At 62.8% G+C, this 26,472-nt stretch carries 19 protein-coding genes and 1 tRNA gene; 9 read left to right on the top strand and 11 right to left on the bottom strand.

The annotated features are described in order from the left end of the window. Positions 1-104: 104 nt before the first annotated feature. The 8 genes from KUV41_RS02430 (at position 105) to KUV41_RS02395 (ending at position 9,075) form a co-directional block, all read left to right on the top strand. On the top strand, positions 105-1,295 hold the full coding sequence (locus KUV41_RS02430) for a response regulator (RefSeq protein WP_222484015.1): 1,191 nt from the start codon (positions 105-107) through the stop codon (positions 1,293-1,295). Next, a complete protein-coding gene (locus KUV41_RS02425) occupies positions 1,295-2,083 on the top strand; it encodes a sulfite exporter TauE/SafE family protein (RefSeq protein WP_222484014.1) in 789 nt (262 codons plus the stop codon). Before KUV41_RS02430 ends, KUV41_RS02425 begins: the two co-directional genes overlap by 1 nt. An 83-nt stretch (positions 2,084-2,166) precedes the next feature. Next, complete coding sequence (gene lgt / locus KUV41_RS02420; protein ID WP_206941099.1) at positions 2,167-2,970, top strand: prolipoprotein diacylglyceryl transferase; 804 nt, start codon at positions 2,167-2,169, stop codon at positions 2,968-2,970. A 137-nt stretch (positions 2,971-3,107) separates the two neighbouring features. Beyond that, positions 3,108-3,944 carry a thymidylate synthase gene (locus KUV41_RS02415; RefSeq protein ID WP_206941097.1) on the top strand — a complete coding sequence of 279 codons (837 nt, stop codon included), beginning with the start codon at positions 3,108-3,110 and terminating at the stop codon, positions 3,942-3,944. Positions 3,945-4,027: 83 nt separating this feature from the next. Beyond that, a complete protein-coding gene (locus KUV41_RS02410; protein WP_261395903.1) occupies positions 4,028-4,537 on the top strand; it encodes a dihydrofolate reductase in 510 nt (169 codons plus the stop codon). 158 nt (positions 4,538-4,695) lie between these two features. Continuing rightward, positions 4,696-6,162: a ProQ/FINO family protein gene (locus KUV41_RS19620; RefSeq protein WP_315900532.1), complete on the top strand. Its 1,467-nt coding sequence runs from the start codon at positions 4,696-4,698 to the stop codon at positions 6,160-6,162. Between the two features lie 568 nt (positions 6,163-6,730). Further along, complete coding sequence (locus KUV41_RS02400; RefSeq protein ID WP_222484012.1) at positions 6,731-7,861, top strand: porin; 1,131 nt, start codon at positions 6,731-6,733, stop codon at positions 7,859-7,861. A 101-nt stretch (positions 7,862-7,962) separates the two neighbouring features. Then, complete coding sequence (locus KUV41_RS02395) at positions 7,963-9,075, top strand: hypothetical protein (protein WP_222484010.1); 1,113 nt, start codon at positions 7,963-7,965, stop codon at positions 9,073-9,075. Positions 9,076-9,168: 93 nt separating this feature from the next. Here KUV41_RS02395 and KUV41_RS02390 read toward each other — a convergent pair whose 3' ends face one another. Beyond that, positions 9,169-10,614: a catalase gene (locus tag KUV41_RS02390; RefSeq protein WP_222484007.1), complete on the bottom strand. Its 1,446-nt coding sequence runs from the start codon at positions 10,612-10,614 to the stop codon at positions 9,169-9,171. A gap of 176 nt (positions 10,615-10,790) precedes the next feature. On the opposite strand from KUV41_RS02390, the gene KUV41_RS02385 reads away from it, so the two are divergent. Continuing rightward, on the top strand, positions 10,791-12,779 hold the full coding sequence (locus KUV41_RS02385) for a diguanylate cyclase domain-containing protein (RefSeq protein ID WP_315900531.1): 1,989 nt from the start codon (positions 10,791-10,793) through the stop codon (positions 12,777-12,779). Between the two features lie 101 nt (positions 12,780-12,880). Here KUV41_RS02385 and KUV41_RS02380 read toward each other — a convergent pair whose 3' ends face one another. From KUV41_RS02380 to KUV41_RS02335, 10 genes are all read right to left on the bottom strand, one after another. Continuing rightward, positions 12,881-15,286, bottom strand: coding sequence for a tetratricopeptide repeat protein (locus KUV41_RS02380; protein WP_222484005.1), 2,406 nt, complete (start codon positions 15,284-15,286; stop codon positions 12,881-12,883). Beyond that, a complete protein-coding gene (locus KUV41_RS02375; protein WP_222484004.1) occupies positions 15,279-16,772 on the bottom strand; it encodes a BatD family protein in 1,494 nt (497 codons plus the stop codon). Before KUV41_RS02375 ends, KUV41_RS02380 begins: the two co-directional genes overlap by 8 nt. Next, entirely contained in the window at positions 16,769-18,436 is a 1,668-nt protein-coding gene (locus KUV41_RS02370; RefSeq protein WP_222484003.1) for a VWA domain-containing protein, read from the bottom strand. The genes KUV41_RS02375 and KUV41_RS02370 overlap by 4 nt, the downstream gene beginning before the upstream one ends. Further along, positions 18,433-19,440, bottom strand: a complete 1,008-nt coding sequence (locus KUV41_RS02365) for a vWA domain-containing protein (protein WP_222484002.1) — start codon at positions 19,438-19,440, stop codon at positions 18,433-18,435. The genes KUV41_RS02370 and KUV41_RS02365 overlap by 4 nt, the downstream gene beginning before the upstream one ends. Beyond that, a complete protein-coding gene (locus KUV41_RS02360; protein WP_222484001.1) occupies positions 19,437-19,976 on the bottom strand; it encodes a DUF4381 domain-containing protein in 540 nt (179 codons plus the stop codon). The genes KUV41_RS02365 and KUV41_RS02360 overlap by 4 nt, the downstream gene beginning before the upstream one ends. Further along, the gene (locus tag KUV41_RS02355) at positions 19,973-20,974 is read right to left on the bottom strand and encodes a DUF58 domain-containing protein (protein ID WP_222484000.1); all 1,002 of its coding nucleotides are present in this window, start codon (positions 20,972-20,974) and stop codon (positions 19,973-19,975) included. Before KUV41_RS02355 ends, KUV41_RS02360 begins: the two co-directional genes overlap by 4 nt. A gap of 20 nt (positions 20,975-20,994) precedes the next feature. Beyond that, positions 20,995-21,996: an AAA family ATPase gene (locus KUV41_RS02350; protein ID WP_222162812.1), complete on the bottom strand. Its 1,002-nt coding sequence runs from the start codon at positions 21,994-21,996 to the stop codon at positions 20,995-20,997. Positions 21,997-22,910: 914 nt separating this feature from the next. Continuing rightward, positions 22,911-22,987: transfer RNA gene (locus KUV41_RS02345), tRNA-Arg, on the bottom strand. A 144-nt stretch (positions 22,988-23,131) separates the two neighbouring features. Further along, positions 23,132-24,112: an HAD family hydrolase gene (locus KUV41_RS02340; RefSeq protein ID WP_222483998.1), complete on the bottom strand. Its 981-nt coding sequence runs from the start codon at positions 24,110-24,112 to the stop codon at positions 23,132-23,134. A gap of 101 nt (positions 24,113-24,213) precedes the next feature. Further along, on the bottom strand, positions 24,214-25,839 hold the full coding sequence (locus KUV41_RS02335; protein ID WP_222483991.1) for an arylsulfatase: 1,626 nt from the start codon (positions 25,837-25,839) through the stop codon (positions 24,214-24,216). Between the last annotated feature and the right edge of the window lie 633 nt (positions 25,840-26,472).

The raw sequence follows: 26,472 nt of genomic DNA, 5'->3' as shown, positions 1-26,472 counted from the left end.
GATGGGAATCCGCGAGGACAGCGTTTATGTCGTCGCCTGTGCCACCATGACAGTCGGCAGCTGGCGACGTAAACTCGTGGTTCCTTCACATAACGGTAGGGATGATGCTAGGCGACGACGGCAAGGAACGCTTGTGGCGCAGGCTGGTCATTCCCATCCTGTGGCCAGTGGCAGCTGCCCAGGGGGTACTGCTGGCGCTATGCCTGGTGCTGGCGCTATCGCTGCACTGGCTGATGCCGGCGGCATCCAGCTGGAGCACGACGCTGTGGATGATCACGGGGCTGCTGGTGGGCACCGCGCTCAATATCATGGTGTTCCTGGTGCTGCTCAAGCACCGACTAGCCGAAGTGGAGCGGGATCTTGGCGGGCTGCTCGACAGAGTCGAGGCATGCCTGCATCAGGTACTCAAGACGAGGACAGGAAAGCCCGCTGATGCTGCCGGCGCTCCCGTTGACCGAGTCGAAACGCTGCTGGACGCCTTCGAGTCCAGCGCTCCTCCCGTGGCGGAAGCTCCGCCCCCTATGGTTGGCCTGGGGCCGATCATTCATGCCGATCAAGTCAGCAATTGGCAGCAGGAAAGCCGCCGGCTGGAAGCTGCACTATCCCGTGCTCGCGAGGAATCGCGCTTGAAGTCGAGCTATCTGAGCCACCTGAGCAAGGCATTGGCGCCGCTGGTGGTCGAGCTGGAATCACTGATGCAAGCAGATGGCAGCCCTTCACCGCAGGCCGGCAGTCAGCAGGACAGCCGTCGGGCAGCCGACACTGAGACCGTCGATGGTGTGGCAAGGCCCTCCGGCGAGCTGCTGCGCCGCTTGGGCGATATACGCCTGCTGCTGGACAACCTGGAGGCGGGCGACGAGGAAGAGAGAAGCGCCGCTCGGGATTCATCCCCGCGACACCAGGCACCGAAAGTTCTGATCGTCGACGATGGCCCGGTCAATTTGATGCTGGCACGCGAAGTGCTGGAACGGCGTGGGGTGGAAGTGGTTACCGCAACCCGCGGCGAAGAGGCCCTGGAGTGGCTAGATGCCCATGTGGTGGACCTGGTGCTGATGGATATCGTGCTGCCTGATATCGACGGTATCGAGACTTCTCGTCGCTTGCGCGCTGTCGAGGCCGCTCACCCGGAACGCCCTCGTGCGGTAGTGATCGCGCTGACGGCCAATGCCAGCGATGAAGACCAACAGCGCTTCAAGGAGGTCGGCATGGATGCCTTCCTGGCCAAGCCGTATCGTCCCCAGGCATTGCTCGAATTGCTCGACACCTGGCTGCCTCAATCCGCGAGGCTGTCCTGATGCTCATGGCCATCATGTCCTATCTGGCGCTCGGGGCGGTCGCAGGGGCGCTTGCCGGCTTGTATGGCGTGGGCGGAGGACTGATCATCGTACCCAGCCTGATGGCCGTGTTTGCACTGCAGCAAGTGCCTGCGGAGATTTCCATGCACCTGGCCGTAGGCACCTCCCTGGCAAGTATCGTCATCACCGGTTCTTCCTCGGCCCTGGGACACTATCGGCGCGGCAGCATTCGCCGCGACTGGCTGGTAGCCCTGCTTCCAGGGCTGGTACTGGGGGCCATCGCCGGAGTCTTCGTGGCGGGAGCCCTGTCCGGCGGCATGCTGGGCACGCTGTTTGGGGTGTTCCTGCTGCTGGTTGCGCTGAAGCTCGTACTGGGGCGCTCACCCAAGGCCGGCAGCAGCGCTCCGGGGCGGCGCAGCATGATCGTCGCTGGCGGCGTCATCGGGGGGATTTCTGCACTGTTCGGTATCGGCGGGGGCACTCTGAGCGTACCCTGGCTGATTCGGTGTGGCGCCACCATGACCCAGGCGGTGGGCACCTCGGCTGCCTGTGGCCTGCCGATTGCGCTGGTCGGGGCTCTGACCTTTGTCGCGGTGGGCTGGGGCGATCCTCGGCTACCCCAGGGGGCGGTAGGCTTTCTCATGCTGCCTGCCCTGTTCGGCATTGCCCTGACCAGCGTCCCCTGCGCCAGGCTGGGTGTGCGCCTGGCCCACCGGCTGCCGGCACGGGTGCTCAAGCTGTCATTCGCGCTGCTGCTGACGGTAGTCGGACTCGGCTTCCTGCTGTAGCGAACCCGAGCAGGGTTTCGCGGTCACATGAGTCTTCCGCCATATCGATTTCACTCTCTTACTGATCAGGGACATAACCGAGCATGCTGTCATACCCTCAAATCGACCCGGTGGCCATCGCGCTGGGTCCCTTCAAGGTCCACTGGTATGGACTGATGTATGTCGTCGGCTTTGTCGCGGCATGGTGGCTGGGCTGTCGCCGAGCGCATCGGATCGGTTTGACCCGTGACGATGTGGGCGACCTGCTGTTCTACGCCGCCATCGGTGTCGTGGCAGGGGGACGACTGGGGTACGCGCTGTTTTACGGACTGGACCAGTGGCTGGCGGATCCACTGTGGATCGTCAAGGTGTGGGATGGCGGCATGAGCTTCCACGGCGGCCTGATCGGGGTGCTGCTGGCAGCCTTGCTGTTCGCCCGCCGCAAGCAGCTGGCGTTTTTCACGCTGACCGACTTCGTAGCGCCGCTGGTACCGATCGGCCTTGGGGCAGGACGTATCGGTAACTTCATCAATCACGAGCTGCCGGGGCGCGTCACTGACCTGCCCTGGGGCATGCCGTTTCCCGGCTATGGCCCTGAACCGCGCCATCCATCGTCGCTGTACGAAGCCTTGTTGGAAGGCGTGGTGCTGTTTGTGGTGCTGTGGTGGGTGTCGGCCACGCCCAGACGTCGGGGCCTGGTATCGGGTCTGTTCCTGCTGGGCTACGGCGCCTTCCGCTTCTCGGTGGAGTTCGTGCGCAGACCCGACCCTCAGCTAGGCTTCATTGCCTTCGACTGGGTCACCATGGGCATGCTGCTCAGTCTGCCGATGATCGTTTTTGGTGTGCTGCTGGTGGCCTGGTCCCGTCGGCAGCCAGTGGATGCCAGGCTTAGCCCGAGCGCCGGATGAGGGCGCGCCTGTTGCTCGACGATCCGCGCTGACAAATCGCTTTCAGGACGAGTGCTGCCGCTTCTGGTATCACGGCTGGCCGGTCAGTAGAATGACCGGCCAGCTTCGTCTTGAAACGTTCCAACGAGTGATTGCCCATGTCTGTCGTCGCCCCTGAAACCGCCTCTCTGCCCGCCTTGGAACAGCCGTACCTGGATCTGATGCGCGCCGTGCTGGACAACGGCGTCGAGCGGGAAGACCGCACCGGCGTGGGCACCCGCTCGATCTTTGGTCACCAGATGCGTTTTGACCTGTCCCGTGGTTTTCCGCTGGTGACGACCAAGAAACTTCACCTGCGCTCGATCATCCACGAGCTGCTGTGGTTTCTGAAGGGTGATACCAATATTGCCTACCTGAAGGAACACGGTGTCCGTATCTGGGATGAGTGGGCGGATGAGGATGGCGACCTCGGGCCTGTGTATGGCTATCAGTGGCGCAGCTGGCCCGACCCGCGGGGCGGCCATGTGGACCAGATCGAAACGCTGTTGGAACAGATCGCCACGAATCCCGGATCCCGTCGCCTGATTGTCTCTGCCTGGAACCCTGCCCTGGTGGATGAGATGGCGCTGCCCCCTTGCCACTGCCTGTTCCAGTTCTATGTGGCTGACGGCAAGCTGTCGTGCCAGCTCTACCAGCGCAGCGCCGATATCTTTCTGGGCGTGCCGTTCAATATCGCCAGCTATGCGCTACTGACGCAGATGATTGCCCAGGTGGTTGGGCTCAAGCCCGGCGACTTTGTGCATACCCTGGGAGATGCCCACCTTTACCTCAATCATCTGGAGCAGGCCGAGCTGCAGCTGAGTCGTCAGCCGACGTCCGCACCCAGGCTGGTGCTGGACCCGAGCGTCGACAACCTGTTCGATTTCCGCTTCGAACACATTGCCATCGAAGACTATGAACCACATCCCCATATCAAGGCAGAGGTGGCGGTATGACCCAGGCGCCGACGACGGAACAGTCTCATCCTGACCGTGATGCCCAGCGGATCGCGGAGCTCGACACCTTTGTGCCGGTGGCCATGATCGCCGCCATGTCGCGCAACCGAGTGATCGGTGTGGATAACCAGCTGCCCTGGTACCTGCCGGAGGATCTCAAGTTCTTCAAGCGCATGACTCAGGCCAAGCCCCTGGTGATGGGGCGCAAGACCTTCGAGTCCATTGGCCGTCCGCTGCCCAATCGCCTCAACATCGTGGTGACGCGGGACAAGACCTTCGCCCATGACGGCGTCAGGGTATGTCACGATCTGGTCAGCGCCATTGCCTTGGCAGACCAGCAGGCCACCATCGAAGCCGCCGAGGAAATCATGGTGATGGGGGGCGCTCAGATTTATGCCCAGGCCATGCCGCTGGCGTCACGACTGTATCTGACGGAGGTCGATATCGAGATCGAGGGAGATGCCTTCTTCCCGGCCCTCGATGACGATTGGACCGAACAGGCAAGCGACGCCGGTACGCCCGCCGAAGGCCAGCCCCACTATCGTTTTGTGCGCTACGAGCGGTCCCGCTCGCAAGACGGCATGTCAGCCTGAACGCCCGGTAAATAGAGTGGGTGCCGATCGTCGCAGACAGGCGACAATTGCCACATCGCCGGGCCTGGCACAGACTGTGTCGATAATCCCGACAATAGCGGGCGCTGACATCAGCGGCCCCGTCATCGCAGTAACCTGGTGAGCCTGGAGGAGTCGACGTGAGCGAGACACGCGCAGAACACCCGTTGGAGGCGCTTGAGCAACGAACGGCGTCGCTGTTGGACGGACTGCGTGAAGGTCGCCTGCGCGAGCGGCAGCTGTCCAGCGACCAGCGCCAGCTGCTGGATGACAAGCAGCGCCTGGCCAGCGAATTGAACGCTGCACGGGAGCGCCTGGGTGATCTGGAAGCACAGCTCGACGCCCTACGGCAAGCGCAGCAGACCCTGGAAACCGAGCATCGTCCCCTGGCGTCCCAGCGTGAGTCGCTGCTTGAGGAGCGCACGTCGTTGATCGAGGAACGCGCGTCGCTGATTGAGGAACGCACGTCGTTGATCCAAGAGCGCACCGCGCTGTTCGAGGAAAATAGCGAGCTCAAGGAAGAAAACCGCGAACTCGATGAGCAGAATCGCGAGCTTGAGGCGCACAATGCCCGACTGCGTGACCGCGTCGAGCACCCGGATCACGAACCTGACATCACTGCCTTCCGTCCCCCCCAGCGCCGAGCCCAGGGGTTGGCTGCCCTGATGCAGCATCGTCCACGTCCTGTCAGCGATAGCCCTGTTATCGATAGCCCTGCACGCGATGAACGAGAGCAGGGCGCTTCGTCCAGCGCGCCGACGATCGCGTCCCAGCCCGGCCAGGAGAGCCCGGCCTCTTTGGGCCATGGCAGCGAGCCGGTGAAAGATGAAAGGGCACAGGAGTCGACTGCTGCCGAGGTGACTGCTACCGAGAACCCCCCAACGGCGACGGCCGACACGGCTGCGCTGTCCAGTCACAGCGATGACCAGGTCGCAGAAAAGCCTGATACAGAGGTGGGAGTGCAGGGCGACCTCGCTTTTGACAAGGCGCCGTCTCCCCAGGCGCTGCTGGGGGATTGGTATCGTCGTTATGACCAGACCTTCTTCAAGGGCCACACCCGGCCGCTTAAGGTGGGCATCCACGAGGAGCTTGCTGCCCGGGAACCCTGGCCGGAAAAGCTCGTCCGCCGCGCCTTGGCCTGCTATGTGAACCTGCCTCGCTACCTCAAGTCCGTGCGTGAAGGGGCGGAGCGGATTGGCCTGGATGGCGAACTGGTCGGCCAGGTCGATGCCCAGGCGGCGGAGCATGCCAAACGCAAGCTGGACCGACTGCAGGCGGAGCAGCGTGGGCGCGGCACAATGTCGCGCCGTCGGCGCAACAAGGGGCACGGCAATGACAAACCCTCAGGCTCCGACAACCACTCAGACTCCGATAAGCGTTCCGATTCCGGCAAGCCTTCAGGCACCGGCAACAGCGACACCTCCGCATCCGCCAAGGCTTTGACTCACGCTGGCCACCGGGACACTGGCAGTGTGAGCGCGAAGCCCGCTCGCCCCACGGAAAGCGTGACCTCCGCCGTCACCTCGGACCCTCAGGGTGATGGCGAGGAAACGCGCCTTCAGCGAAAGCTGGATGAACTGCTGGCGCGTCACAACAGCAGCCGCTAAAGAAGCGCTGACGGCAGCCGTCGAGCAATGCCTGACCCCTGCCGCCCAGCACCAGCCTATCCGTGAAGCACTAACACAGCACAACGCAGTGACGCGCCGGTGCTGGCGTCGCTGCGATGGTAGCCCAATGCCGTTGATAGCAGGAGCGGCTGTTCAACCCGTTTGCTCTCTCATTGACTTGAAAGCGTCACATCAGCGGGGCATGATGTTAGCGCTACGCCCGATGCAGCTTTCTATGCAGAATCGGTAAACAGTTGGCGAACATTGTTCGTTAACTGCCTTTTGCAGTTTCTGCTCGGGTAGCATTTTCGCAGGGATCGGTGTCGAAGCGATGGGCAGCTGGAACGAAAACAGTGTTTTTTTCTTGTTGCGCTCCTGAGAAACCCGGTATATGGTTGCCCTTGCGAGCATTGGACTATAACAAGGCTTCGCCGCTGTCAGGCTCGCTGTTCAGGTTCCCTGCCAGGAACCCGTCAGGACAGAAATACGAGCCGGCAATGACCGGCAAGCCAAGGCTGCCAAGCGCAGCAACGATCGAAACAGCAAGCTAGTCAAAAGGAACTCAGCAATGAAAAAGACACTGTTAGCGACTGCCATCGCTGGTGCTGCTGCCTTCACCGCCGTTGGCGCCCAGGCTGCTACCGTCTACAACCAAGACGGCACCAAGCTCGACATCTACGGTAACGTTCAGCTGGTTTACGTCAGTCAGAAGGACGATGAAGGTGAGCGTCGCGACGAAATCGCCGACAACGGCTCTACCTTCGGTTTCGCCGCTGAGCACGTCATCTACAACGGTCTGATCGGTTACGCCAAGATCGAAATCGACGACTTCAAGGCCGACGAGATGAAGGTTGCTGGCCGTGATGCAGGCGACACCGCCTACATCGGTATGAAAGGCAACTTCGGTGACGCGCGCATCGGTTCCTACGACTCCCTGCTGGACGACTGGATCCAGGATCCGATCTCCAACAACGAATACTTCGACGTCTCTGACTCCAACACCTTCAAGGGTGCACCGGGCCAGGAAGCGAATGACGAGGACGTTGTTGCCGGCGATCCCGAAGGCGACAAGATCACCTACACCTCTCCGGTCTGGGGCGGCTTCCAGTTCGCCGTGGGTACCCAGTACAAGGGTGATGCTGAGTCCGAGTTGCTGCAAGATGGCGGTGAGGCTTCCATCTTTGGTGGTCTGAAGTACACCTACGGCGGCTTCTCTGTCGCCGGTGTCTATGATGACCTGGGCATCTATGACCTCGAGCGTGGCACCTATCCGCGAGGCGCCACGGGCGACGACATCAAGTTTGACATCGCTGACGATGAAGATCTGGGCGACCAGTACGGTGTCACCATGCAGTACCAGTGGGACAGCCTGCGCGTTGCCCTCAAGTACGAGCGTTTCGAGTCTGACAACAGCTTCCTCGAAGATGCCGACTACTACGCCATCGGTGCCCGCTATGGCTACCTGGACGGCATGGGTGATGTCTACGGTTCCTACCAGTACATCGACGTGGGTGGCGATGGCTTCGACGTCGACGCTGCTGATGACGACGACGAGAACGACGATAGCTACAACGAATTCGTTGCCGGCGTGACCTACAACATCTCCGACGCCATGTACACCTACATTGAAGGTGCTTGGTACGATCGCGAAGCCAACGAAGGTGATGGCTACGCCGTGGGTCTGACCTACCTGTTCTAATCCAACAGGTTTGACCCCTTAGCGTTGTGACGCTATAAACGAAAGCCGATCCTCAGGGATCGGCTTTTTTTCTGCACTCGACCGCAAGCATGTGAGGATCCATGAAAGACGTCACCCTACCCGCGGCGCTGTTGGCGCTTGGCGTTGCTCTGGCCAGCTCCACTGTCCAGGCCTACGATAGCGCCGTGACCGAGCGCTTCCGCGAGGAAAATCGCCAGCTCGACCTGACCGGCTTCTTCAAGCCGGAAAGCGACGCGCGCAGTCAGACCTTTCTGTTCGGGTCCCCGCAGGCACACGACTTTGAGGTAGAGGAAGAGGGGGTCTACCGTTTCGAAAGCAGCGTCAGCGCCGGCTACGAGGATACCTACCAGATTGACGCGGTGCTGATGGACGATGCCGGGAATGTGATCGCTCGTGGTAAGGGATACGGCCAGGATGGTGGGCTGCAGCTCGAAAGCCGCCTGACCCCAGGCAAGTATGAGCTGCAGGTCAAGGGCACCCGCTTTGGCCGTCGCGGCCGCGCCGGTGATGGCTACAGCATTGCCGTGGTGGGCCTGGATAGCCAGGGCAACCGGATCGAGGTCGATGATGGCATGGGGCTGCAGTTCACCGGGGCTGATCGAGAAGGCAATCAGAGCGCCTTTGTCACCAGCCGTGACGCCGTGGTGACCTTGGGTGGCGAATCTGCCGCTGCGACTTCTGCCTCCGCGACGGCTAGCGGTGCGGCGGCTGCATCGTCAAGCGCGACGGCTTCCAGTGCGGCTGCCTCCAGTGCTGGAGCCACCAGTGCAGCGGCCGGCGGTGCCGCGGTGGCCGGTACGGCGGCGGTTGCCGGGGCCTCCGATAGCGTCAGTGGCAGTGAAGCACGCAGTGATGACCCGGGCGAGCGCCAGGTACAGAGCGTCAAGACCGACGTCAAGATTCGTGCTCGTGGTGAGGTGCTGTCCTTCAACGTGGCCGAGCCAAGCCAGGTGCGCATCACGACCTCCACCTTCCCGCCGGGGGACGAAGATACCTATCGTCTGACCATGGAAGTGGCGGATGGCTCCGGTCGCATTGTTGCCGAAGGCGCTGGTGAAGGCTTTAACGGTAACGTGGACCTGTCCACCCAGCTGGATCCGGGCACCTACCACATCCGCGTCACTGGACAGAAGTTCGGCAGTTCGATGGACGGCCCCAATAACTACGAGCTGAAGGTTGTGCTCGACAACTAAGCCCCGATGGGCCGGTTGTGGCAAAGAGTAATAAAAGGACGGGCCCCGCGGGGCCCGTTTTTTTAGTGGTGAAGGCGTCGTCAGGACTGGTGATCAATCCCCGACTCGGGCGATGGCCTCTCGTACGCCAGCAGCGTACTCCGGGTGACACTTCTCGAAGTGGCCCAGCTGGCGCTCCTTGATCTCGCTTGGAACCCCCTGCATATGACGGGCGATGTTGCCAAACAGACGCTGCTTCTGGTCGTCGCTCATCAGCTCGAACAGGGCCCGCGGCTGGCTGTAGTCGTCGTTGCCGTCACGATGGTTGTGGCGCCAGGCGTCACCCTCCAGCGGCAGCGGCGGCTCGACCACGCTGGGGTCTTCCTGCGGGCCTCCGAAAGAGTTGGGCTCGTAGTAGGCGTCCGGGTTTTCCTCGCCATTGGCGAAGAAGCGCATCGGGCCATCCTTGTGGTAGTGGTGGACCGGGCATTTCGGCTGGTTCACCGGCAGCGCCTCGTAGTGGGTGCCGAGACGATAGCGGTGGGCGTCTGCATAGGAGAAGACCCTGGCCTGCAGCATCTTGTCCGGTGAGAAGCCGATGCCCGGCACCTTGTTGGACGGTGAGAAGGCGGCCTGCTCGATTTCGGCGAAGTAGTTATCGGCGTTGCGGTTGAGCTCGAAGTGACCCACCTCGATCAGCGGATAGTCGCCGTGGGGCCATACCTTGGTCAGGTCGAACGGGTTGAAGGGGCAGCGCTTGGCCTCGTCTTCTGTCATCACCTGAATGAAGACGTTCCAGCGCGGGTAATCACCGTTCTCGAGTGCGTTGTAGAGATCTTCCTGAGTCGTTTCACGGCTCTTGCCGACCACTTCCTCCGCCTCGGCATCGGTAAAGTGCTGGTGTCCCTGGGCGGTGCGGAAATGGAACTTGCACCACACGCGCTCGCCGTCAGCATTAATCAATGAATAGGTGTGCGAGCCGTAACCATTGATATGACGCACATCGGTGGGCAGACCGCGGTCCGACATCAGCATGGTGACTTGATGAAGTGACTCAGGCGACAGTGACCAGAAGTCCCAGGCTGCCGTGGCGGAGCGCATGTTGGTGCGGGGATGGCGCTTTTGGGTGTGGATGAAGTCCGGGAACTTGTACGGGTCGCGGATAAAGAAGACCGGCGTATTGTTGCCGACCAGGTCCCAGTTGCCTTCCTCGGTGTAGAACTTGAGCGCAAAGCCGCGAACGTCGCGTTCGGCATCGGCTGCGCCTTGCTCACCGGCAACGGTCGAGAAACGCGCCAGCATCGGCGTCTGGCTGCCCGGAGTGAAGACCTTGGCCTTGGAATAGCGAGTGATGTCACCGGTAACGGTCAGGGTGCCGTGGGCGCCCCAGCCCTTGGCGTGGACGGTACGCTCGGGGATGCGCTCGCGGTTCTGGTGGGCGAGCTTCTCCAGCAGTTGGTAGTCCTCAAGCAGCAAGGGCCCGCGCGGACCGGCCGTCAGGCTGTTCTGGTTGTCGCCGATGGGGGCTCCGGCGCTGGTGGTCATGGTCTTGCGGGTCATGAGGCGTCTCCATTGTTCACTGATCACGGTCTACGTCTTAAAGATAGAGACTGATGTCTCATGGGAACAATGATTCCTTTCTATTTCGGTTATAGGAAATGAGTGTTTAGGAGTAGTATTTATGTTATTCACGACGGATGTGATAACTCGCTGACATATCCTGAGGACCAACCTTCGTGGCCAACCTGTTCAGTGTCGTGGCAACGCTGTCACTACAAGTGAGAATGTTGATCGGTCTAGCAGCCACCTGGCTGGTAGTGATCACGATTCTGCTGGTCTGGGGCTGGTACACCGGGAAGGATCTGGTTCGCGAGGTCAACTTTTCCCACCTGCGTTACGAAACCCGACTGATCGCCGATGAGGTGACCGAGGAAATCGATACCCGGCTCGATATGCTCGGTCGACTGGCAGCGCTGCGTGATAACCGGGCTCTGCTGGACGCCTCCAGTGAGGCCCTTCGCGATAGTGGGGCCCTGCTCGAGCTGTTCGATGCTCTGGTCGTGATGGACGCAACCGGCAAGGTAGCCGCCGACTGGCCGCCTACGCCGGGGCGCCAGGGCCTTGATATCAGTGACCGGGAGTACTTCAGCTTTATGCGCGAGGTGCGCCGCCCCTACGTCAGTGAGCCCATCTATGGACGCGTCATCGGGCTGCCGCTGGTTCTGCTCATGGTACCGCTGGTGTCCGACGATGGGCGTTTCGAGGGCGCTCTGGCGGGGGTGGTGGAAGTCAACGCTGGAGGCATCTTTCGCCGCCTGAGTCGAGTCAGAATCGGCAATGACGGCTACGCTGCGGTATTCTCCGCCGCCGGTCAGGTGCTCTACCACCCGGACCAACGCCAGGTAATGGGGGAATTGGGGCGCGAGGGTGATCTCAATCATAATCCGGCCCTCGACCTTGCTTTGTATGGTTGGCAGGGAGAGCGCTACGGTCCCGCTTTCAGTGGTGAGATGACCTTCCAGTCCTATCGTCAGGTGTGGCCTGCCAACTGGGTGGTGGGAGTCTTCCTGCCGGAAAACCAGGTACTCGCGCCGCTAAGAGGATTACTCGAGCGCTTGGGAGCGGTGGGCATCGGGATTGCCTTGCTACTGCTGCCGTTGCTGGGATGGATGGTCTGGCTGCTGCTGCGACCGCTGTACCAGTTGCAGTCGCAGATCGCCCAGGTGGGCAAGGGCACCCGCGGTCGCGTGGTGCTGGATACCCAGATGAAGGAACTGGTCCAGCTGGCCTCGGCCTTCAATGCCGTCGAGGTGGAACGCGAAAAGGCGCTGGCCGACCTGCGCGGTCGTGAAGCCTTTCTGGACGGGGTATTGGCGTCTTCCCCCATCGGCATGTTCGTGACGGATACCCAGGGCCGTATCACCTATGTGAACGATGCCCTGGTGCAGCTGACCGGGCGTTCGCCGGATGACATGGACCGTTCGGCCTGGGTTCAGGCCATCCATGCAGAAGATCGCGAGTCCGCCATCGAGCTGTGGCGCTACAGCCTGATGTCTGGTCAGACCTTCCTGCGTCAGTATCGCTACTGGCGTGAAGACGGAGAACTGCTGTGGCTTGAGGTGCATGCCAGCCAGGTGGCGATTGACGACGATATCTTCGGTTTCGTGGGTACCGTCAAGGACATCACGGCTCGCCGCCAGCAGGAGGCCATGAGTCAATGGGAGGCCGAGCATGACCCGCTGACCGGGCTACTCAATCGGCGTGGCTTCGAGCGGCGTCTGGAGGAGGCCATGGTGGACTGGCGCAAGACGTCGACGCCCTCTGCGCTGATCCTGTTCGACCTGGATCGCTTCAAGCCGATCAACGATGAAGGCGGCCACCCCCTGGGCGACGAGATGCTCAAGCGTATCGCCAGGGAAGTGTCGGGCTGTGTGCGCAGCAGTGATCATGTCGCCCGTCAGGGGGGAGACGAGTTCGCGGTGCTTCTGCCAAGCTGTTCCCTGGCTCAGGCCAGACGCATCGGCGAGGCTATCCTCTCTGCCATTCACGGGACCTGTGTGGTGCATGAAGGCCACGAGTATCGGGTGACGTCCAGTCTCGGTATCACCGAGTTTCGCCCCGGTGATGTCGACGTCACGGCGCTGGTCGAGCGAGCCGATGCGGCCAGCTATACCGCCAAGCGGGAAGGCCGCAACCGACTGGTGGTCGATGCCAGCAGCGCCTGAGGCGCGTGCCAAGGCGGCGGAGTATGTCGTCTCCGCTCGCCTTTTTCGCTCACCCTGTTCGCTCGCTTTGTTCGCTCATGAGGTCTGTCGACGCCTGACCGTCAGTTGGCCCTTAGCTGGCGCTCCAGCTGGCCAAGCCGGGGATCGTCCGGGCGCAGCCGACGCAACTCCGCCAGTGCGGCCAAGGCCTCGGGGATTCGGCCGCTGGTAGCGTTGACGTAGACCAGCGCGTACAGCAGGTCGGCATCGCCAGGAGCCTGGCGAAGCCCTTGCATAAGCGCAGCCCGGGCCTCGTCCTTCCTGCCCAGACGGTCCAGCATAAGGCCGCGGTTGTAGTGGGTTCTGGCGTGTCCCGGGCGCCATTCGGCGGCTTTCTCCAGCCACTCCACCGCCTCTTCCATATTGCCGCTCTCCGACAACGACAGGGCCAGCAGGTAGGCCAGATGACCGCGGTCCGGCGCGGGCATGGCGTCCCTATCGATGCCATCGCGCAGCACCGCCTGGGCGTCCTCTCGCCGGCCCTCAGCGCTGAGCTGAGTCACCAGATTGGCACGGGCCGGCAGGAAGTAGGGGTCCATCTCCAGCGCCGCCCGATACTGCGCTTCGGCCTCGTCTTCACGGGCGGTACGTGCCAGCAGCACCGCCAGGTTGAGGCGATTGCCGGGCAGGTCTGCGTTCTCGCGCAGGCGTCGCTCATAGTCCCGTCGCGCCTCGAGGAAGGCGTCGCGCCGGTCTTCGGGCATGACCATCAACGAGGTCCCCGCCAGGGCCTTGACGGCTTCATCGCGAACCGCCAGGCGGGGGTCGTCGACCAGCGGTAGCAGCAGTTCGACCCGAGCATGTTCTGGCGCCTGGGCGAAGACCGGGATGGCGGCAGCCCGGACCTGAGCACTGTCATCGCTGAGTGCTTGTTCAAGGGTGGGCAGCGCTTCGCTGGCAAATGGCGCCAGTTCGTCGACGGCGGTGGCCCTGACAATGTCAGGGGTATCGCTGTCATCTATCAGTGCCTTGAGGTAGTCCGGGGCTTCGGGTCGCCCCTGGCGGGCCGATTGCAGCGCCACGCCATAGTGGGAGTCGCTGGCGGCCCGACGCTGGTCACCGAACCAGTCGCGAATCTGGTCGGCTGCCTGTTCCGGCGAAAGGTCCTCATGGCAGCGGGTACAGGCATCGGGACTGTCCGTGGCGGCGGCCAGGTCCGGGCGCGGTACGCGGAAGCTGTGATCGCGCCTGGGGTCCACCACCATGTAGGTGGTTTCCGGCATGTGGCAGCTGACGCACTGAGCGCCGGGGCTGCCGGGTTCGTGATGGTGATGCTCCGGCGTATCGTAGTGAGCGGCCTTCATCGTCGGAAAGCGCGGCGGGGGTGACGGGTTGTGGCACTGCATGCACAGACCGTTGCCCTCGACCCTGACCTTGTTGGTGTGTGGGTCATGGCAGTCGACGCAGCTGACCCCTTCCTGATACATACGGCTTTGGGTGAAGGAGCCGTAGACATAGACCTCTCCCTCGATCTGGCCATCGGCGTGGTACATGCCGTCGCTCAGCAGGCTGGGCAGAGCGGCATCGGTCAGCGGAGCCCCGTGAACCGGCCCGGCGCCGAGCATCTGGCGACGGCTGTGGCAGCGTGCGCATTGCTCGACCAGCTCAGGCCCAGGCATCTCACTCAGTGATCGCGGCAGGCCCTTGTCGCCGTCATTCGCCGATGCTTGAGGTGCATTCAGTGCGTTGCCCTCCGCGCTCCACTGCTCGGCCCAATCCAGGTGTGACTGGGCGGGCCCATGGCAGCTCTGGCAGCCCACACTCTGCTCGTGCCAGGTCGTGGCGAAGCTGTCGCTCTCCAGATCGTAGTGCTTTTCCAGGTTGGTGGAATGGCAGTCGGCGCACATAGCATTCCAGTTCTGATAGCGCCCGCGCCAGTGCAATGGGTCGTCCGGGGTGAAGGCCTGGCCAGGGTAGAGGGAGAACCAGCGCTGCCCGCCTTCGCTCTCGGGACGAGAGTCCCAGGCGATGGTCAGCCCCTGCAAGCGTCCACCTGGTTGAGCCACCAGGTACTGTTGCAGTGGGGAGAAGCCAAAGGTGTAGAGAATCTCGAAGGTCTCGGCGGGATCACCGGGACCTTCCAGGGTCGCCAGAAAGGTCTCGCCGTCACGTGTAAAGCGCGCTTTTACCTCGCCATCCTCGAATACCGCATCATCAAAGTCGCCAAGCACATTGGCCGGAGTGGCCTCGCGCATGGCCCAACCGTGGTCCGAGTCCTGCCACGCCTGGGTCTCTGCCTCGTGACAGGAAGCGCAGCTGCCTTCCGGGGCATAGCCCTGGGTGGCACTGGCGAGGGTGGGCAAGGTCCCCTGGGGTTGACTGGCCGCAGCCGTGGGGGGAAATCCCAGTCCTGACATTGCCACCAGTACCGTCAGCCCCACCAGCAGGCCGATAGAGCGCTGTTTCCAGCCGAGCAGAGCGACAATGAGGGGCTGGCGCGTCGAGAAATAGCCACGGGGTCTATGCATTACGTCGAGTCACTTCTGCCATCGGGTTCAAGGGCTTCATGGAAGCAGGGGAAAAGGGGGAGGCTCCCTGCGTGTGCCGTGCCAGCTCGCGCACGGGAGGGAGCGCCTGCTCAAGACGTTGCCAGTCCTCAGCCACGCCTGGGTCAGGGTCTGACGACGCCGTGGTATCCGGGCCCAGCTTTCGTCTGCACAGGCGATCCAGCGCATCATTCACCTGCTGGTGGGCGCGACTGTCGACCGGCAACTTGCTGCCAAGGGCTTGCCAGTGGCGCCGGCAGGCGACCAGGTCGCGGCCAGCGATGGCCTGCTTGAGTCGTTCATGGTCGGCATGACCGTTGGCTTCCCTGTGTGCCTGCTGACGGCGACGGCGCTGCTCCAGCAACAGGCGTCCGCGGGGTCCCAGACGGCGATAGAGCCAGACGGCAAGTCCAAGCAGCACCGCTGCCAGCAGGCTCAGGCCGATCAGGAGGGGGGCACGGTTTTTGAGCTGGCTGCCGATCGCGGCGGAACCTGAAACGCTCACCGGGACCGATGCCAGGCTGGTGCTATCGAGCTCTTGCTCTATCGGGTTATACCAGCGAAGCGTGACGCCCGGCAGCTCTGTCTTTCCCCCGGCTTCGGCGACATAGGTCAGGGTGTCGGTGCGGCGACCGCCGCCTCGGCTTTCTTCCAGGCGCGGCGCCTGGGGATAGACGCCCAGGTTAGCGAAGCTGGCTGAATCATTGCTGTCTGGTGCCTCCAGCAGAGAGGGCAACAACAGGGCGCTGCCCCCTTCCAGGGTGGCGCTTACCGTGCGGCGGATGCTGTCCCCGGGGGCAAGCTCGAGGGGGGTGTCCGAGTCAATCTCATCCAGCGTCTCACTATCGCCATCGGCACGGGTGATCTCGAGGGATTGCTTCAGGTCGATGCGCGTCGCCGCCAGGTAGGGCTCCAGCCCACGGGCGGCCTCGGGCAGGCTCGCGGTGAGGCTGATAGGCGGCAGGACCATCTGCTGAACCTTGGCCTGCTGGCTGCCTGGGGTGGCAACGCTGACATCCAGCGTGCCACCGCCGAGCTCAAAGCGTCCCGCACTCAGCGGCGTCAGCTGATAGCGGCGCGATACGCCAGACCAGGTCTTGCCGTTGACCTGTTGGCTGACGGGCGTGGTCGAGCGCTCGCCCAGGGTCACCCGCAGGCCAGGCTGGTCGAGGGTGGGGAATTCGACCGGTGTTGGCATCCAGGTGGGCACCAGCACGGTAATGCGCAGCTCGCTGCTTTCCCCGGGGGCGAGGCTGTCCTCGGACAGGCTCGCCTCAACGCGGGGCTGCGTAGCGGCAGTCTGGTCGGCGTCCGCGCTGTCCGCTGCGGCGTCAGGGCTTGCTGATGCCGCCGCTGGGTCTGCAGAAGGCTCAGGCGCCGCCAGGGCGGTCGTGGCCAGGCTGCCGGCGGTGAGCAGTAGCGTCAGCAGCAGGGCGGAGGACACGCTTGAGCGTTGCGTGGCAGTCATGGCGTCGTCCTTGCCAGGTCCAGAAAGGGAGTATCGCTCGACATCATCGCCTGGCCATCCTGCAACGCCTCAATAGCGAAGCGCTGGCGCAGGTAGTCGCTGGTGTCGCTGTCGAGGGTCTCGATCCACTGCTCGGCACTGATCTGGCCACTGGGCTCATCGACGGGCGTCTGGGTTTCTTCACCGCGGGCTTCCTTGTTGTCGAAGACCACGTCGTCAGCGCCGATTCCCTGATCCTCGCCGGTGTCGGACTGTTCCCGGGTCTTTTCGACGTACTCGAGAATTTCCCGGGCGAGGGCCAGGTTGCGCTCACCCTCTGGGTAGTCGGGATCTCGTTCGAGCACGGTCTCGAAGGCGGTGATGGCGGGGCGATACTGACGATTCTTGATCAGCGCAAGACCCTGGGTAAAGGCGGCGTCGGCGCTGTCCTGGCGTCCCAGCCACTCGGCAGCAGCGTCGTACTGGCCGTCGCGATAGAGCGCATAGCCCTTCCATGCGGGATCCCGGAAGTGTTCGGCGGCGCGCCCATAGTCGCCACGATCTGCCCACCAGCGGCCCTGCTGGTCCGGCGTCAGAAACGCATTGGCGACAGATTGCGCCGCGCGCTCCAGCGGCGTCGCCACATGCTGGTCCACCGCGCGGGAGGCCTCCTGGGCGAAGACCTGCGGGACGGGACCCAGCCACAGGCTCGGCAGTAGCACCAGGCCGGCCAGCGTCAGGTGCCAGCCACGCCGGAACCCGAGCAAGGCCAGCAGTGCCGCCGGCCAGGCCAGCCACACGCCGCGATCTTCCCAGGACAGTCGCTCGTCATTGTTGAGCGCCTGCTGGTAGGTCGCATCCAGGCTGGCCACGATCTGGTCCAGGTCGCTGTCGTCGGTGCTCAGGTTGACGCTTTGCACATCGGCGAACAGCGGGCCCGGCGCCATGTCGCCAAGGGACGGCGCACCGCTAGGCTGAACGGCCAGGGTGATCAGCTGGTTCAGCGAGTCTGGCGAAGGCGTGGACCTGTCCGCGCTGGGCGCGTCAGGCAGCGCATCGGTCACCAGCAACACCGAACCCGCCACGCTGCCGTCGCCCTGCTGTGCCTTGGCGAGGATATCACTGGCAAGGGCCAATGCATCAGCGCCCGCATCGCCGCCACCGCTCGGCATGACATCTGTCGATAACCCTTCCAGGTAGGGCGCCATCAAGGTGGGGTCGTCGGTCAAGGGCACGACCTGATGGACGCTGCCTGCGTAGGCCACCAGGGCAGTGCGGGCACCATCCCTGCGCTTCAGCAGGTCCTGAATCTTGTGCTTGGCGCGCTCCAGACGGCTGGGTGGCACATCGGTGGCCTCCATGCTCGACGTCACCTTCAGCACCACCACCAGGGGAGCGCTATGGGCCACCAGCGGATTTGGCAGGCGGGTCCAGGAAGGACCCGCGGCCGCCAGGATCAGCAGGCAGGCCAGCAGTGCCAGGGTATCTACCGGTGACAGGCGCTTGCGGCGATTACCGTCGGTGCGCAGCGCGTCGGCCAGGTGTGGTGCAACATGGCCGCCACCCAGCTGGTCGGCCGGTATGCGACGGCGCCACCACCACAGCGCGGCGACCACCGGCAACAGCAGACACCACAGCGGGCGCAGCAGGTGGAAGTCAGCGAGACCCGCCATCCAATCGCTCATGCGGCGTCCTCCTCTGGTCTTGCCGACGCGGGTTGCGCGGTCGTAGCAGGCGCGTGCGAACGACGATCCAGGGTCAGCATCAGCAGCGCCAGCAGGCCGGCAAGCGCCAGCGGCCAGTGGCTGAGCGAGCGGTGTTCGCGGTAGCTATGGGTCGCCACCTTGCGCGGCGCCAGTTCATCGATGCGCTGGTACACCGCGGCCAGGGCCTGCTGGTCCGCGGCGGTGAAGAAGGCACCATCGGTGGTGTCGGCGATGGCCTTGAGGGTGTCGGTATCGACCCGATTCTCGCCGCTGCCGTCAGGGTCACCGATCGCAATGGTGACCACCCGAACGTCACGCTGGGCGGCGATATTGGCGGCATTGATCGGGCTCATCCTGCTGCCGGTGTCGGCACCATCGGAGAGCAATACCAACAGTCGCTGTTCCACCTCACTGGCCTCGAATTGCCGAATCGCCAGACCCATGGCATCGCCCAATGCGGTGTGGGGGCCGGCCATGCCCACCTCGGTCTGGTCGAGCAGCGCCGTGAGGGTGTCAAGATCCTCGGTCAGCGGGGCCTGAACGTAGGCGCGGGTGCCGAACACGATCAGCGCCAGACGCTCGCCCTCGCGGTCAGCAACAAAGTCGCGGATGACGTCCTTGACCGCCGCCAGGCGCTGGCGCGGCTGGTCTTCACTGTCGACCAGGTCACGTTCGTCCATGCTGCCGGAGATATCCACCGCCAGAATCAGGTCGCGGGCGGCACTCTGCCAGACAATGGGCTCGCTGAGTTTTTCCGGGCGCGCCAGCGCCACCACGATCAGCACCCAGATCGTGAGCTGCAGAAGACGGCTCAAGGGAGAGCGACGCTGTTCTCCCGCCTTCGTGCTGCCTGCCGCCTCCACCAGCTGATCAAAGAAGGGCAGACGCAGGGCGGCCAAGGGGCGGCGATAGGCGGGTAACCAGCGGACCAGCCATAGCAGGGGCAGCAGTGCGAAGGCCCAGGGATTGGCCAGCTCCATCATTGGTCGGCTCCCTGGTCGTCATGCGGCGTCGGGGCATCCGTGCGGTGCTTGCGTATCCATTGACGGGCAAGCTGAGTCAGTGCCGCGGACGGCGAAGCAGCGCTGTCGCGATAGGTTCCTGCCGACAGCTCCTGCCCCAGCGGACCATCAAAACGCCGAGAGGCGGGCGAGGGCGTCGTCGGCAGCGTCTGGTCAAGGAACTGCCACCAGCGGGCCCCGCTGAGCCCGGCGACCCGCTGCCGGGGATAGGCGCTCAAGGCGGTTCGCTTGAGCACCTCCGCCAAGGCGGGGGTGCCTTCCTGGGAGAGGCGAAGATCCAGCTCCCGCAGTGCGTCTCGGCGATAGGCATTGGCCTGCCAGTGACGCCACCGGCGCACTCCGATAAACAGCAGCAGGGCCAGCAGCAGCGCGGCCAGCACGGCCCAGCCCCAGGTCTGAGGGATCCAGGCAATCGGCGCCGGTTCCGGCGCCGGTGACAGCTGATCGATCAAATCCGACAGCAAGGTAATGTCGTTTACGTCGGCGCTCGGCGTCATGTCCGCCTCTCCTTGCCCGAGGTCAGGCCGTCGTCCTGGGTCGGAGCGAGCCCCAACAGGCGGCGTAGTTGGGGCAGCGTCGGCGCACCGGCGGACAGTGACACCAGGCTGATGGCGAACTTGCGCGACCAGGCGTCCAGTGCGGCTCGGCGCCTCTGGGCGACACCTTCCAGCGCCTCACGCTGGGCCGCTTCTGCGGTGTCCAGGCGCGCGTGCTGGCGCCCGTCGGTGGCCAGACAGCTCATGTCGTCTGGCAGGGCATCGGCCAGCGGGTCGCTGACCGCGACCAGAATGACATCGTTATGGCGGCGCAGCGCGCTGAGCATGGCCTCGGTGCGCGGCCCTGGCACGTCAAAATCGCTCAATACAATGACCAGGTGATCGCGACTCGCCAGGCGTGACGCCGAGACCAGCACCTGATCGAGAGAAGTGGGCGAGGGGGCCGGACGACGGGCTTCCAGGCGCTGGTTGGCACTCGCCAAAGAGGTCAAGAATCGCATGACCTGAGCACGCGAGCGGCGCGGCCTGAACTCCTCGACACCGTCATCGGTCACCACGATGCCTCCCAGTCGATCTCCCTGATGCAGCACCGCGAAGCTGAGCAGAGCGGCGGCTTCGGCGGCGACCACCGACTTCATCGCATGGCGGCTGCCGAAGAACATCGACATGCGCTGATCCACCACCAGTAGGGCGGGACGGTCTCGCTCCTCGGTAAACACCCGCACGTAGGGGGAACCGGTGCGAGCGGTGACGCGCCAGTCGATGCTGCGCACGTCGTCTGACGGCTGGTAGTCACGCAGCTCGAGGAAGTCCAGGCCGCGACCGCGCAGGCGTGAGCCGTGGCGGCCATTGAGCACACTGCGCGCGGGTTGCCGCGGCAGCAGTGCCAGGCGGTTGCCGTGGGGCTCCAGGCCTGCCAGATGCTGCAGGTCGACGTGCACGCGCCGGTCAGAGCCGGGGCGAGGGTCAGCCTTCCTGGCGGTGTGTGGGTTGCGCATGGTGACCTTCCTTGGACGGTTCAGGGCAGCGCGACGCAGCCCAGCAGGGTGGCGATGGCGTCATCGCTGGTCATGCCCTGTCCTTGCGCCTCGAAGCTCAGTGCAATTCGATGGCGCAGCACATCGGGAGCCACCTGCTGCACGTCCTGGGGATCCACATAGTCGCGCCCCTCGAGCCAGGCGTGGGTGCGCGCGCAGCGATCGAGGGCAAGTGACGCGCGGGGACTCGCACCCAGTTCAATGGCGCGGCCCAACTCCTCACTGAAATCGGCGGGATGGCGGGTGGCATCTACCAGCGTCGCCATGTACTGCTCCATGGCCTCGGCCACATGCAGCATGGCGATCTCGCGGCGCGCGGCGAAGATGGCTGACTGGGCCAGCGGCGCCGGAGTCGCCGCCACGGGGCGATCACCTTCCGCTGCGGCATCCCTGGCGGCCTTGGCCTGCTCTTCCTGGCGCACCAGCCGGATGACGTCGACTTCCTCCTCGCGGCTCGGGTAGTCCACCCGCACGTGCATCATGAAGCGATCCATCTGCGCTTCGGGCAGCGGGTAGGTGCCTTCCTGTTCGATGGGGTTCTGGGTCGCCAGCACCATGAACAGCTCCGGCATCAGGTGCGTCTTGCCCGCCACCGTCACCTGCCGCTCTTCCATGGCTTCCAGCAGGGCGGACTGCACCTTGGCTGGGGCCCGGTTGATCTCATCTGCCAGCACCAGGTTGGCGAACAGTGGCCCCGGCTGGAAGCGGAACACCGAGCCTTGCTCGCTCTGGTGATAGATCTCGCTGCCGGTCACGTCGGAGGGCAACAGGTCTGGCGTGAACTGAATACGGCTGAAGTCAGCCTCCAGGTTGCGCGCCATGGCCTTGACCGCGCGGGTCTTGGCCAGGCCTGGCAGTCCCTCGATCAGCAGGTTGCCCCCCGCCAGCAGGCCGATCAGCAGGCGTCGGATCACCTCGCGCTGGCCAACGATGGACTCTCCAACGGCGGCTTCGAGCCCCCGAATATCCTCAAGCAGACTCATGGAACCTCCGGGTAGATGGTTTGCCAGTCCGTGGCCATGTCGACCACTTGCCAATGGCGTGCAGCGGCCTCGTCGAGACCATGTTGTAGCGATGCCCGAACAGGCTTTGCCGAGCGCAGGCGATATCACCGTCTGCGCTTGTATGAAGAGGGTCCTGCCGCAGGTAACTGGCTGCGCCCATGTGCTCGTATCCTTGAGACATTGGTCACGTTCCGCGACCACTTCGATATGGCCACCGTGGATGCCGACACCGCTTGGCCTCGCGTGGCGATGATTACCGCACGTCAGAAAGTGCGATATCAGCGAGCTTGAGGCTACTGTACAGGTGTGTCGCTAACATCTCGTTTTATCGTCGTTATTGATCCCGGTGAGCGAAGCATCGCGACCTGAAGAATGATTCAGTATGCCTCGTGTCGGGACTATTGTCGGGACTATATTTACCCTGGTAACTACTATGACGCGTCATATCCTGTCGACTGCCTGTCGCAGTATAAGAGGGTCCGAGCTGACGTCATTACGTCAGAGGGGAGAGTTATCCGTGGCTCTTGCTGAGGGAGTTTTCGACATGTCGCACGTTGTCGCATGTTTATCGACACGTTCGCCGTGGTTATCTTCGATAGCGGTAAATAATGGGAATGTCTTTTTTGGTAGCAAAATGTAAGTTTTCTTGCTGCCACGGGTCGAGCTAGAGGCTCAAATGACGTACATCAATATTGGCGCGACGTTTCCGAGTTTTCTCAGCTTTCTCTCGGTGTTGTCTCGGTTCCCGTTGGGGCATGAGGCAGAAGCAGGATAACGGTTAAGAGAAAGGTGCAGGAGAACGGTTCGGGAAAAGGTGCAGGAGAAAAGACGCCGGGGTCGGAGCAGATGGCAGGAGGGATAAGGGGGCAGTAAACAAGGGAGAAGTAAAAAAGTGGCGCGCCCGGGAGGATTCGAACCTCCGACCACCTGATTCGTAGTCAGGTACTCTATCCAGCTGAGCTACGGGCGCACAGTCGTCACACGAGTGGTGACGTCAAGAGGGGGCGCATGTTAGAGCAAAGTGGTCGACGGCGCAAGACATAGGGACTGTGCATCACGTCATCCGTCGTTTGGTTGAACCGACGGATGACGTGTTTAATCGTGGAGCTGGCGCTCAGGGCGCTTGCGGATAGACCCGCTGCCAGTCGCTGGCCATATCGATGAGCTGCCAGCCGCGGTCTTCTGCCTGGTCCAGGCCGTCGGCCAGGCGACCGATATGGCTGTCCCTGTCGTAGGCCACTTCGCGCTCGGCGTCGGTGTGGTGGACCAGCACGCCCATACGCGGACCATCTCCCTGGGTCGTCCAGATCAGCATCGGCACGTCGCCGTCGGAGTTGCCCACCGCCATGATCGGACGCTGGCCGATATGACGCTCGATCGACACGATTTTCAGAGGACCATCGTTGATCCAGGTATCACCCTCTTGCTTGTACAGGCTGGGGTCGCTGTCCAGATCCTTGACCTCCAGGCCCCCTGTGCTGCCGATGACATTCTGCGGGGGAACGCCGTAGACGTCCTCGGCGAAGGTGCGGATGAAGTGGAGTCCGCCGCCGGAGACGATATAGGTGGAGAAGCCGCTGTCACGCAGGTAGCTCAACAGTTCCAGCATGGGCTGGTAGATCATGTCGGCGTAGAAGCGACCGGTGTCCGGGTGGGTGGCGTTGGCCAGCCAGTCGGACACATCTTCCTCGAACTCGTCGAGGGAGACGTCTTGGTGGGACAAGGACAGCAGCGCTTGAATGCCTTCTTCGCCGGCTTCCAGAACGGTCTCGATATCGCCCTCGGCGGCGGCCTGGTGCAGCTCGCTGGTCAGCTGCTCCGGCTCTGCCTCGCTGGCGCGATCCAGCGCGTACATCAGCTGAAAGTAGGCGGGCTGTTCGCCCCACAGGGTGCCGTCGTTGTCGAATACCGCGATGCGCTGCTGTTGTGGCACGAAGTCGTCGCTGGTGGGATCGCTGACGGCCTCGACAAAGTCGACGATAGCGCTCTTGTTGTGACCCGCATTCCAGGACGGCAGCGGATCCGCCTGAGCGAGGGAAGGAAGGACGGCCACCAGCAAGGCTGGCAGCATGCGGGGGGTAATGAAGGTTTTCATGGCGAAGCATCCTCGATGAAGGGCAGGTCGCTGGAGCGATCGGTCGTCATGACGCAACAGGCCGCTCCCTGGGGAGCGGCCTGTATCCTGGCAATGCAGCGTTACTGAACGCTGGCGGGTTGCTCGAGGGCCTCCATGACCTGGTCGAGACTGAAGCTTGCCGCCTTCATGCGGGGCGGGAAGTCCTTGAAGGTCTCGAGGAAGGTACCCACGTAGGCCTGGGCCGGCACCAGCAGGAAGGAGTGCTCCAGCAGCCAGTCATAGTAGGTGTTGGACGTCAGCTGTGAACGCTCATAGGGATCGCGGCGCAGGTTGAACATCAGCGGCACGCGCAGCGGTGTGAAGGGGTTGGCCCAGACTTCGAAGGTGCCCTCAACACGCTGCTCCATGAACACCAGCTTCCAGTCGTCGTAGCGCAGGGCGGTCAGGTCACCGTCGTCCGAGAAGTAGAACACCTCGTTGCGTGGACCTTCTTCTGTCTCGCCGGTCAGCAGCGGCAGGAAGTTGTAGCCGTCCAGGTGAACGTTGTACTCCCGGCCGATGGCTTCTACGCCACCTTCCATCAGGTCTTCCTTGACGGTGTCGTTGCCGACCGCCGCCAGCAGGGTGGGCATCCAGTCCATGTGGTGCATGATTTCATTGGAAATCGCGCCCTCCTCGATGTGGCCCGGCCAGCGCACCATGGCCGGAACACGCCAGCCGCCTTCCCAGTTGGTGTTCTTCTCACCACGGAACGGGGTCATGCCCGCATCAGGCCAGGTGTTCATGTGCGGCCCGTTGTCGGTGGAGTAGAACACGATGGTGTTGTCGGCGATGTCCAGTTCGTCCAGTTTTTCGAGGAACTGGCCGATATGCATGTCGTGCTCGACCATGCCGTCGGCGTATTCGTTCTGGCCGGAGACGCCGCGCAGCTCGTCCTTGACGTGGGTACGGAAGTGCATGCGCGTGGCATTCCACCATACAAACCACGGGGTGCCTTCAGCGGTCTTGCGCTCGATGAAGTCCAGTGCCGCAGCGGAGGTCTCGTCGTCGACGGTTTCCATACGCTGTTTGGTCAGCGGACCAGTGTCTTCGATCTGACCATCGGCGGTGGACTTGATCACGCCGCGGGGACCATAGGTCTCACGGAAGGTGCGACCGTCTGCCATTTCCAGATCGCCAGGATAGTCGGGGTGTTCCGGCTCTTCCTCGGCATTCAGGTGGTAGAGGTTGCCGAAGAACTCATCAAAGCCGTGGTTGGTGGGCAGGTGCTCGTCGCGATCACCCAGGTGGTTCTTGCCGAACTGACCGGTGGCATAGCCTTCTGCCTTAAGCATGGCAGCGATGGTCGGATCTTCTTCGCTGATACCCTGTTCGGCACCCGGCAGGCCCACCTTGGACAGACCCGTGCGGAACACACTTTGCCCGGTGATGAACGAGGAGCGGCCGGCGGTACAGGACTGCTCACCGTAGTAGTCGGTGAACATCATGCCTTCGTCGGCAATGCGGTCGATGTTGGGGGTCTGGTAGCCCACCAGTCCGTGGGTAAAGGCAGAAATGTTGGATTGGCCAATGTCGTCACCCCACAGCACCAGAATGTTCGGCTTGCCCGAACTCTCGGAGTCCTGTTCCTGTGACGCACTGTCGTCCTGGGCGAGGGCAGAGGCCGACATGGACAGCGCCAGACTGGCCGTCAGCCAGTGGCACCAGTGGGCCGAGCCTGTTGGCAACTTAGGATTTTTGAACACCTTGACGTCTCCCTGACGATAGCGCTTGCTCTGAATCACGAAATCTAGCGATGGGTTCTTATTTGTTCCCAGGCCGAGTATAGATAACGTTCGCTGAGTTTATGTGCTGAAAACCTCGGCTGAGCCAGATCTCCGCTACGGCAACAGGTGAGAATGACTCCGATTCGTTGATTAACCCTATTATTTCCCGGTATTTACTGACGAGATCGACGGCATTGTTACTTTGTAGGTTTATTGTAAATGCCGCTAATGCTCCTAATGCTCCTAATGCTCCTAAGGACACCTGCGGTTGGGTGCATCTTGCAGTGAGTGGTTGACCAGATGTCGCAGCGCATTCTGAACGAGCGCCCGGAGAAGCGAGGCACTGTAAGAGGCGCCACGGGAGAGGAAAGAGGGGAGAGAGAAAGAGGGGGCAACAGCGCAAGAAAAAACGAGAGAGATGAAAAGCGTGAAGATCTGGCAAGACCAGGCAAAAGAAAAAGTCAGTCTCGGCATCTTGAGGTGACAATTGTCACATATGGCCTGACCGCTCTGTTGATAGCCACCTGTCGATAGCCGTCTATCAATTCGCCAGATTATTGCTGGTGCCTAGAGAAGCGCTGAATGAGAGACGTGCTGAATAAGAGAAGCGCT

The organism is Halomonas sp. DP8Y7-1, assembly GCF_019801685.1.
Taxonomy (GTDB): Bacteria; Pseudomonadota; Gammaproteobacteria; order Pseudomonadales; family Halomonadaceae; genus Halomonas; species Halomonas litopenaei_A.
This window is presented reverse-complemented; position numbering and strand designations above follow the sequence as displayed.

Coding starts and splice junctions, on each gene's coding strand:
- KUV41_RS02355 (WP_222484000.1), bottom strand. CDS start 20,974: ATGCGCAACCCACACACCGCCAGGAAGGCTGACCCTCGCCCCGGCTCT.
- KUV41_RS02375 (WP_222484004.1), bottom strand. CDS start 16,772: ATGACTGCCACGCAACGCTCAAGCGTGTCCTCCGCCCTGCTGCTGACG.
- KUV41_RS02425 (WP_222484014.1), top strand. CDS start 1,295: ATGCTCATGGCCATCATGTCCTATCTGGCGCTCGGGGCGGTCGCAGGG.
- lgt (WP_206941099.1), top strand. CDS start 2,167: ATGCTGTCATACCCTCAAATCGACCCGGTGGCCATCGCGCTGGGTCCC.
- KUV41_RS02365 (WP_222484002.1), bottom strand. CDS start 19,440: ATGATGGAGCTGGCCAATCCCTGGGCCTTCGCACTGCTGCCCCTGCTA.
- KUV41_RS02390 (WP_222484007.1), bottom strand. CDS start 10,614: ATGACCCGCAAGACCATGACCACCAGCGCCGGAGCCCCCATCGGCGAC.
- KUV41_RS02360 (WP_222484001.1), bottom strand. CDS start 19,976: ATGACGCCGAGCGCCGACGTAAACGACATTACCTTGCTGTCGGATTTG.
- KUV41_RS02350 (WP_222162812.1), bottom strand. CDS start 21,996: ATGAGTCTGCTTGAGGATATTCGGGGGCTCGAAGCCGCCGTTGGAGAG.
- KUV41_RS02400 (WP_222484012.1), top strand. CDS start 6,731: ATGAAAAAGACACTGTTAGCGACTGCCATCGCTGGTGCTGCTGCCTTC.
- KUV41_RS02415 (WP_206941097.1), top strand. CDS start 3,108: ATGTCTGTCGTCGCCCCTGAAACCGCCTCTCTGCCCGCCTTGGAACAG.
- KUV41_RS02340 (WP_222483998.1), bottom strand. CDS start 24,112: ATGAAAACCTTCATTACCCCCCGCATGCTGCCAGCCTTGCTGGTGGCC.
- KUV41_RS02380 (WP_222484005.1), bottom strand. CDS start 15,286: ATGCATAGACCCCGTGGCTATTTCTCGACGCGCCAGCCCCTCATTGTC.
- KUV41_RS02430 (WP_222484015.1), top strand. CDS start 105: ATGCTAGGCGACGACGGCAAGGAACGCTTGTGGCGCAGGCTGGTCATT.
- KUV41_RS02370 (WP_222484003.1), bottom strand. CDS start 18,436: ATGAGCGATTGGATGGCGGGTCTCGCTGACTTCCACCTGCTGCGCCCG.
- KUV41_RS02395 (WP_222484010.1), top strand. CDS start 7,963: ATGAAAGACGTCACCCTACCCGCGGCGCTGTTGGCGCTTGGCGTTGCT.
- KUV41_RS02410 (WP_261395903.1), top strand. CDS start 4,028: ATGATCGCCGCCATGTCGCGCAACCGAGTGATCGGTGTGGATAACCAG.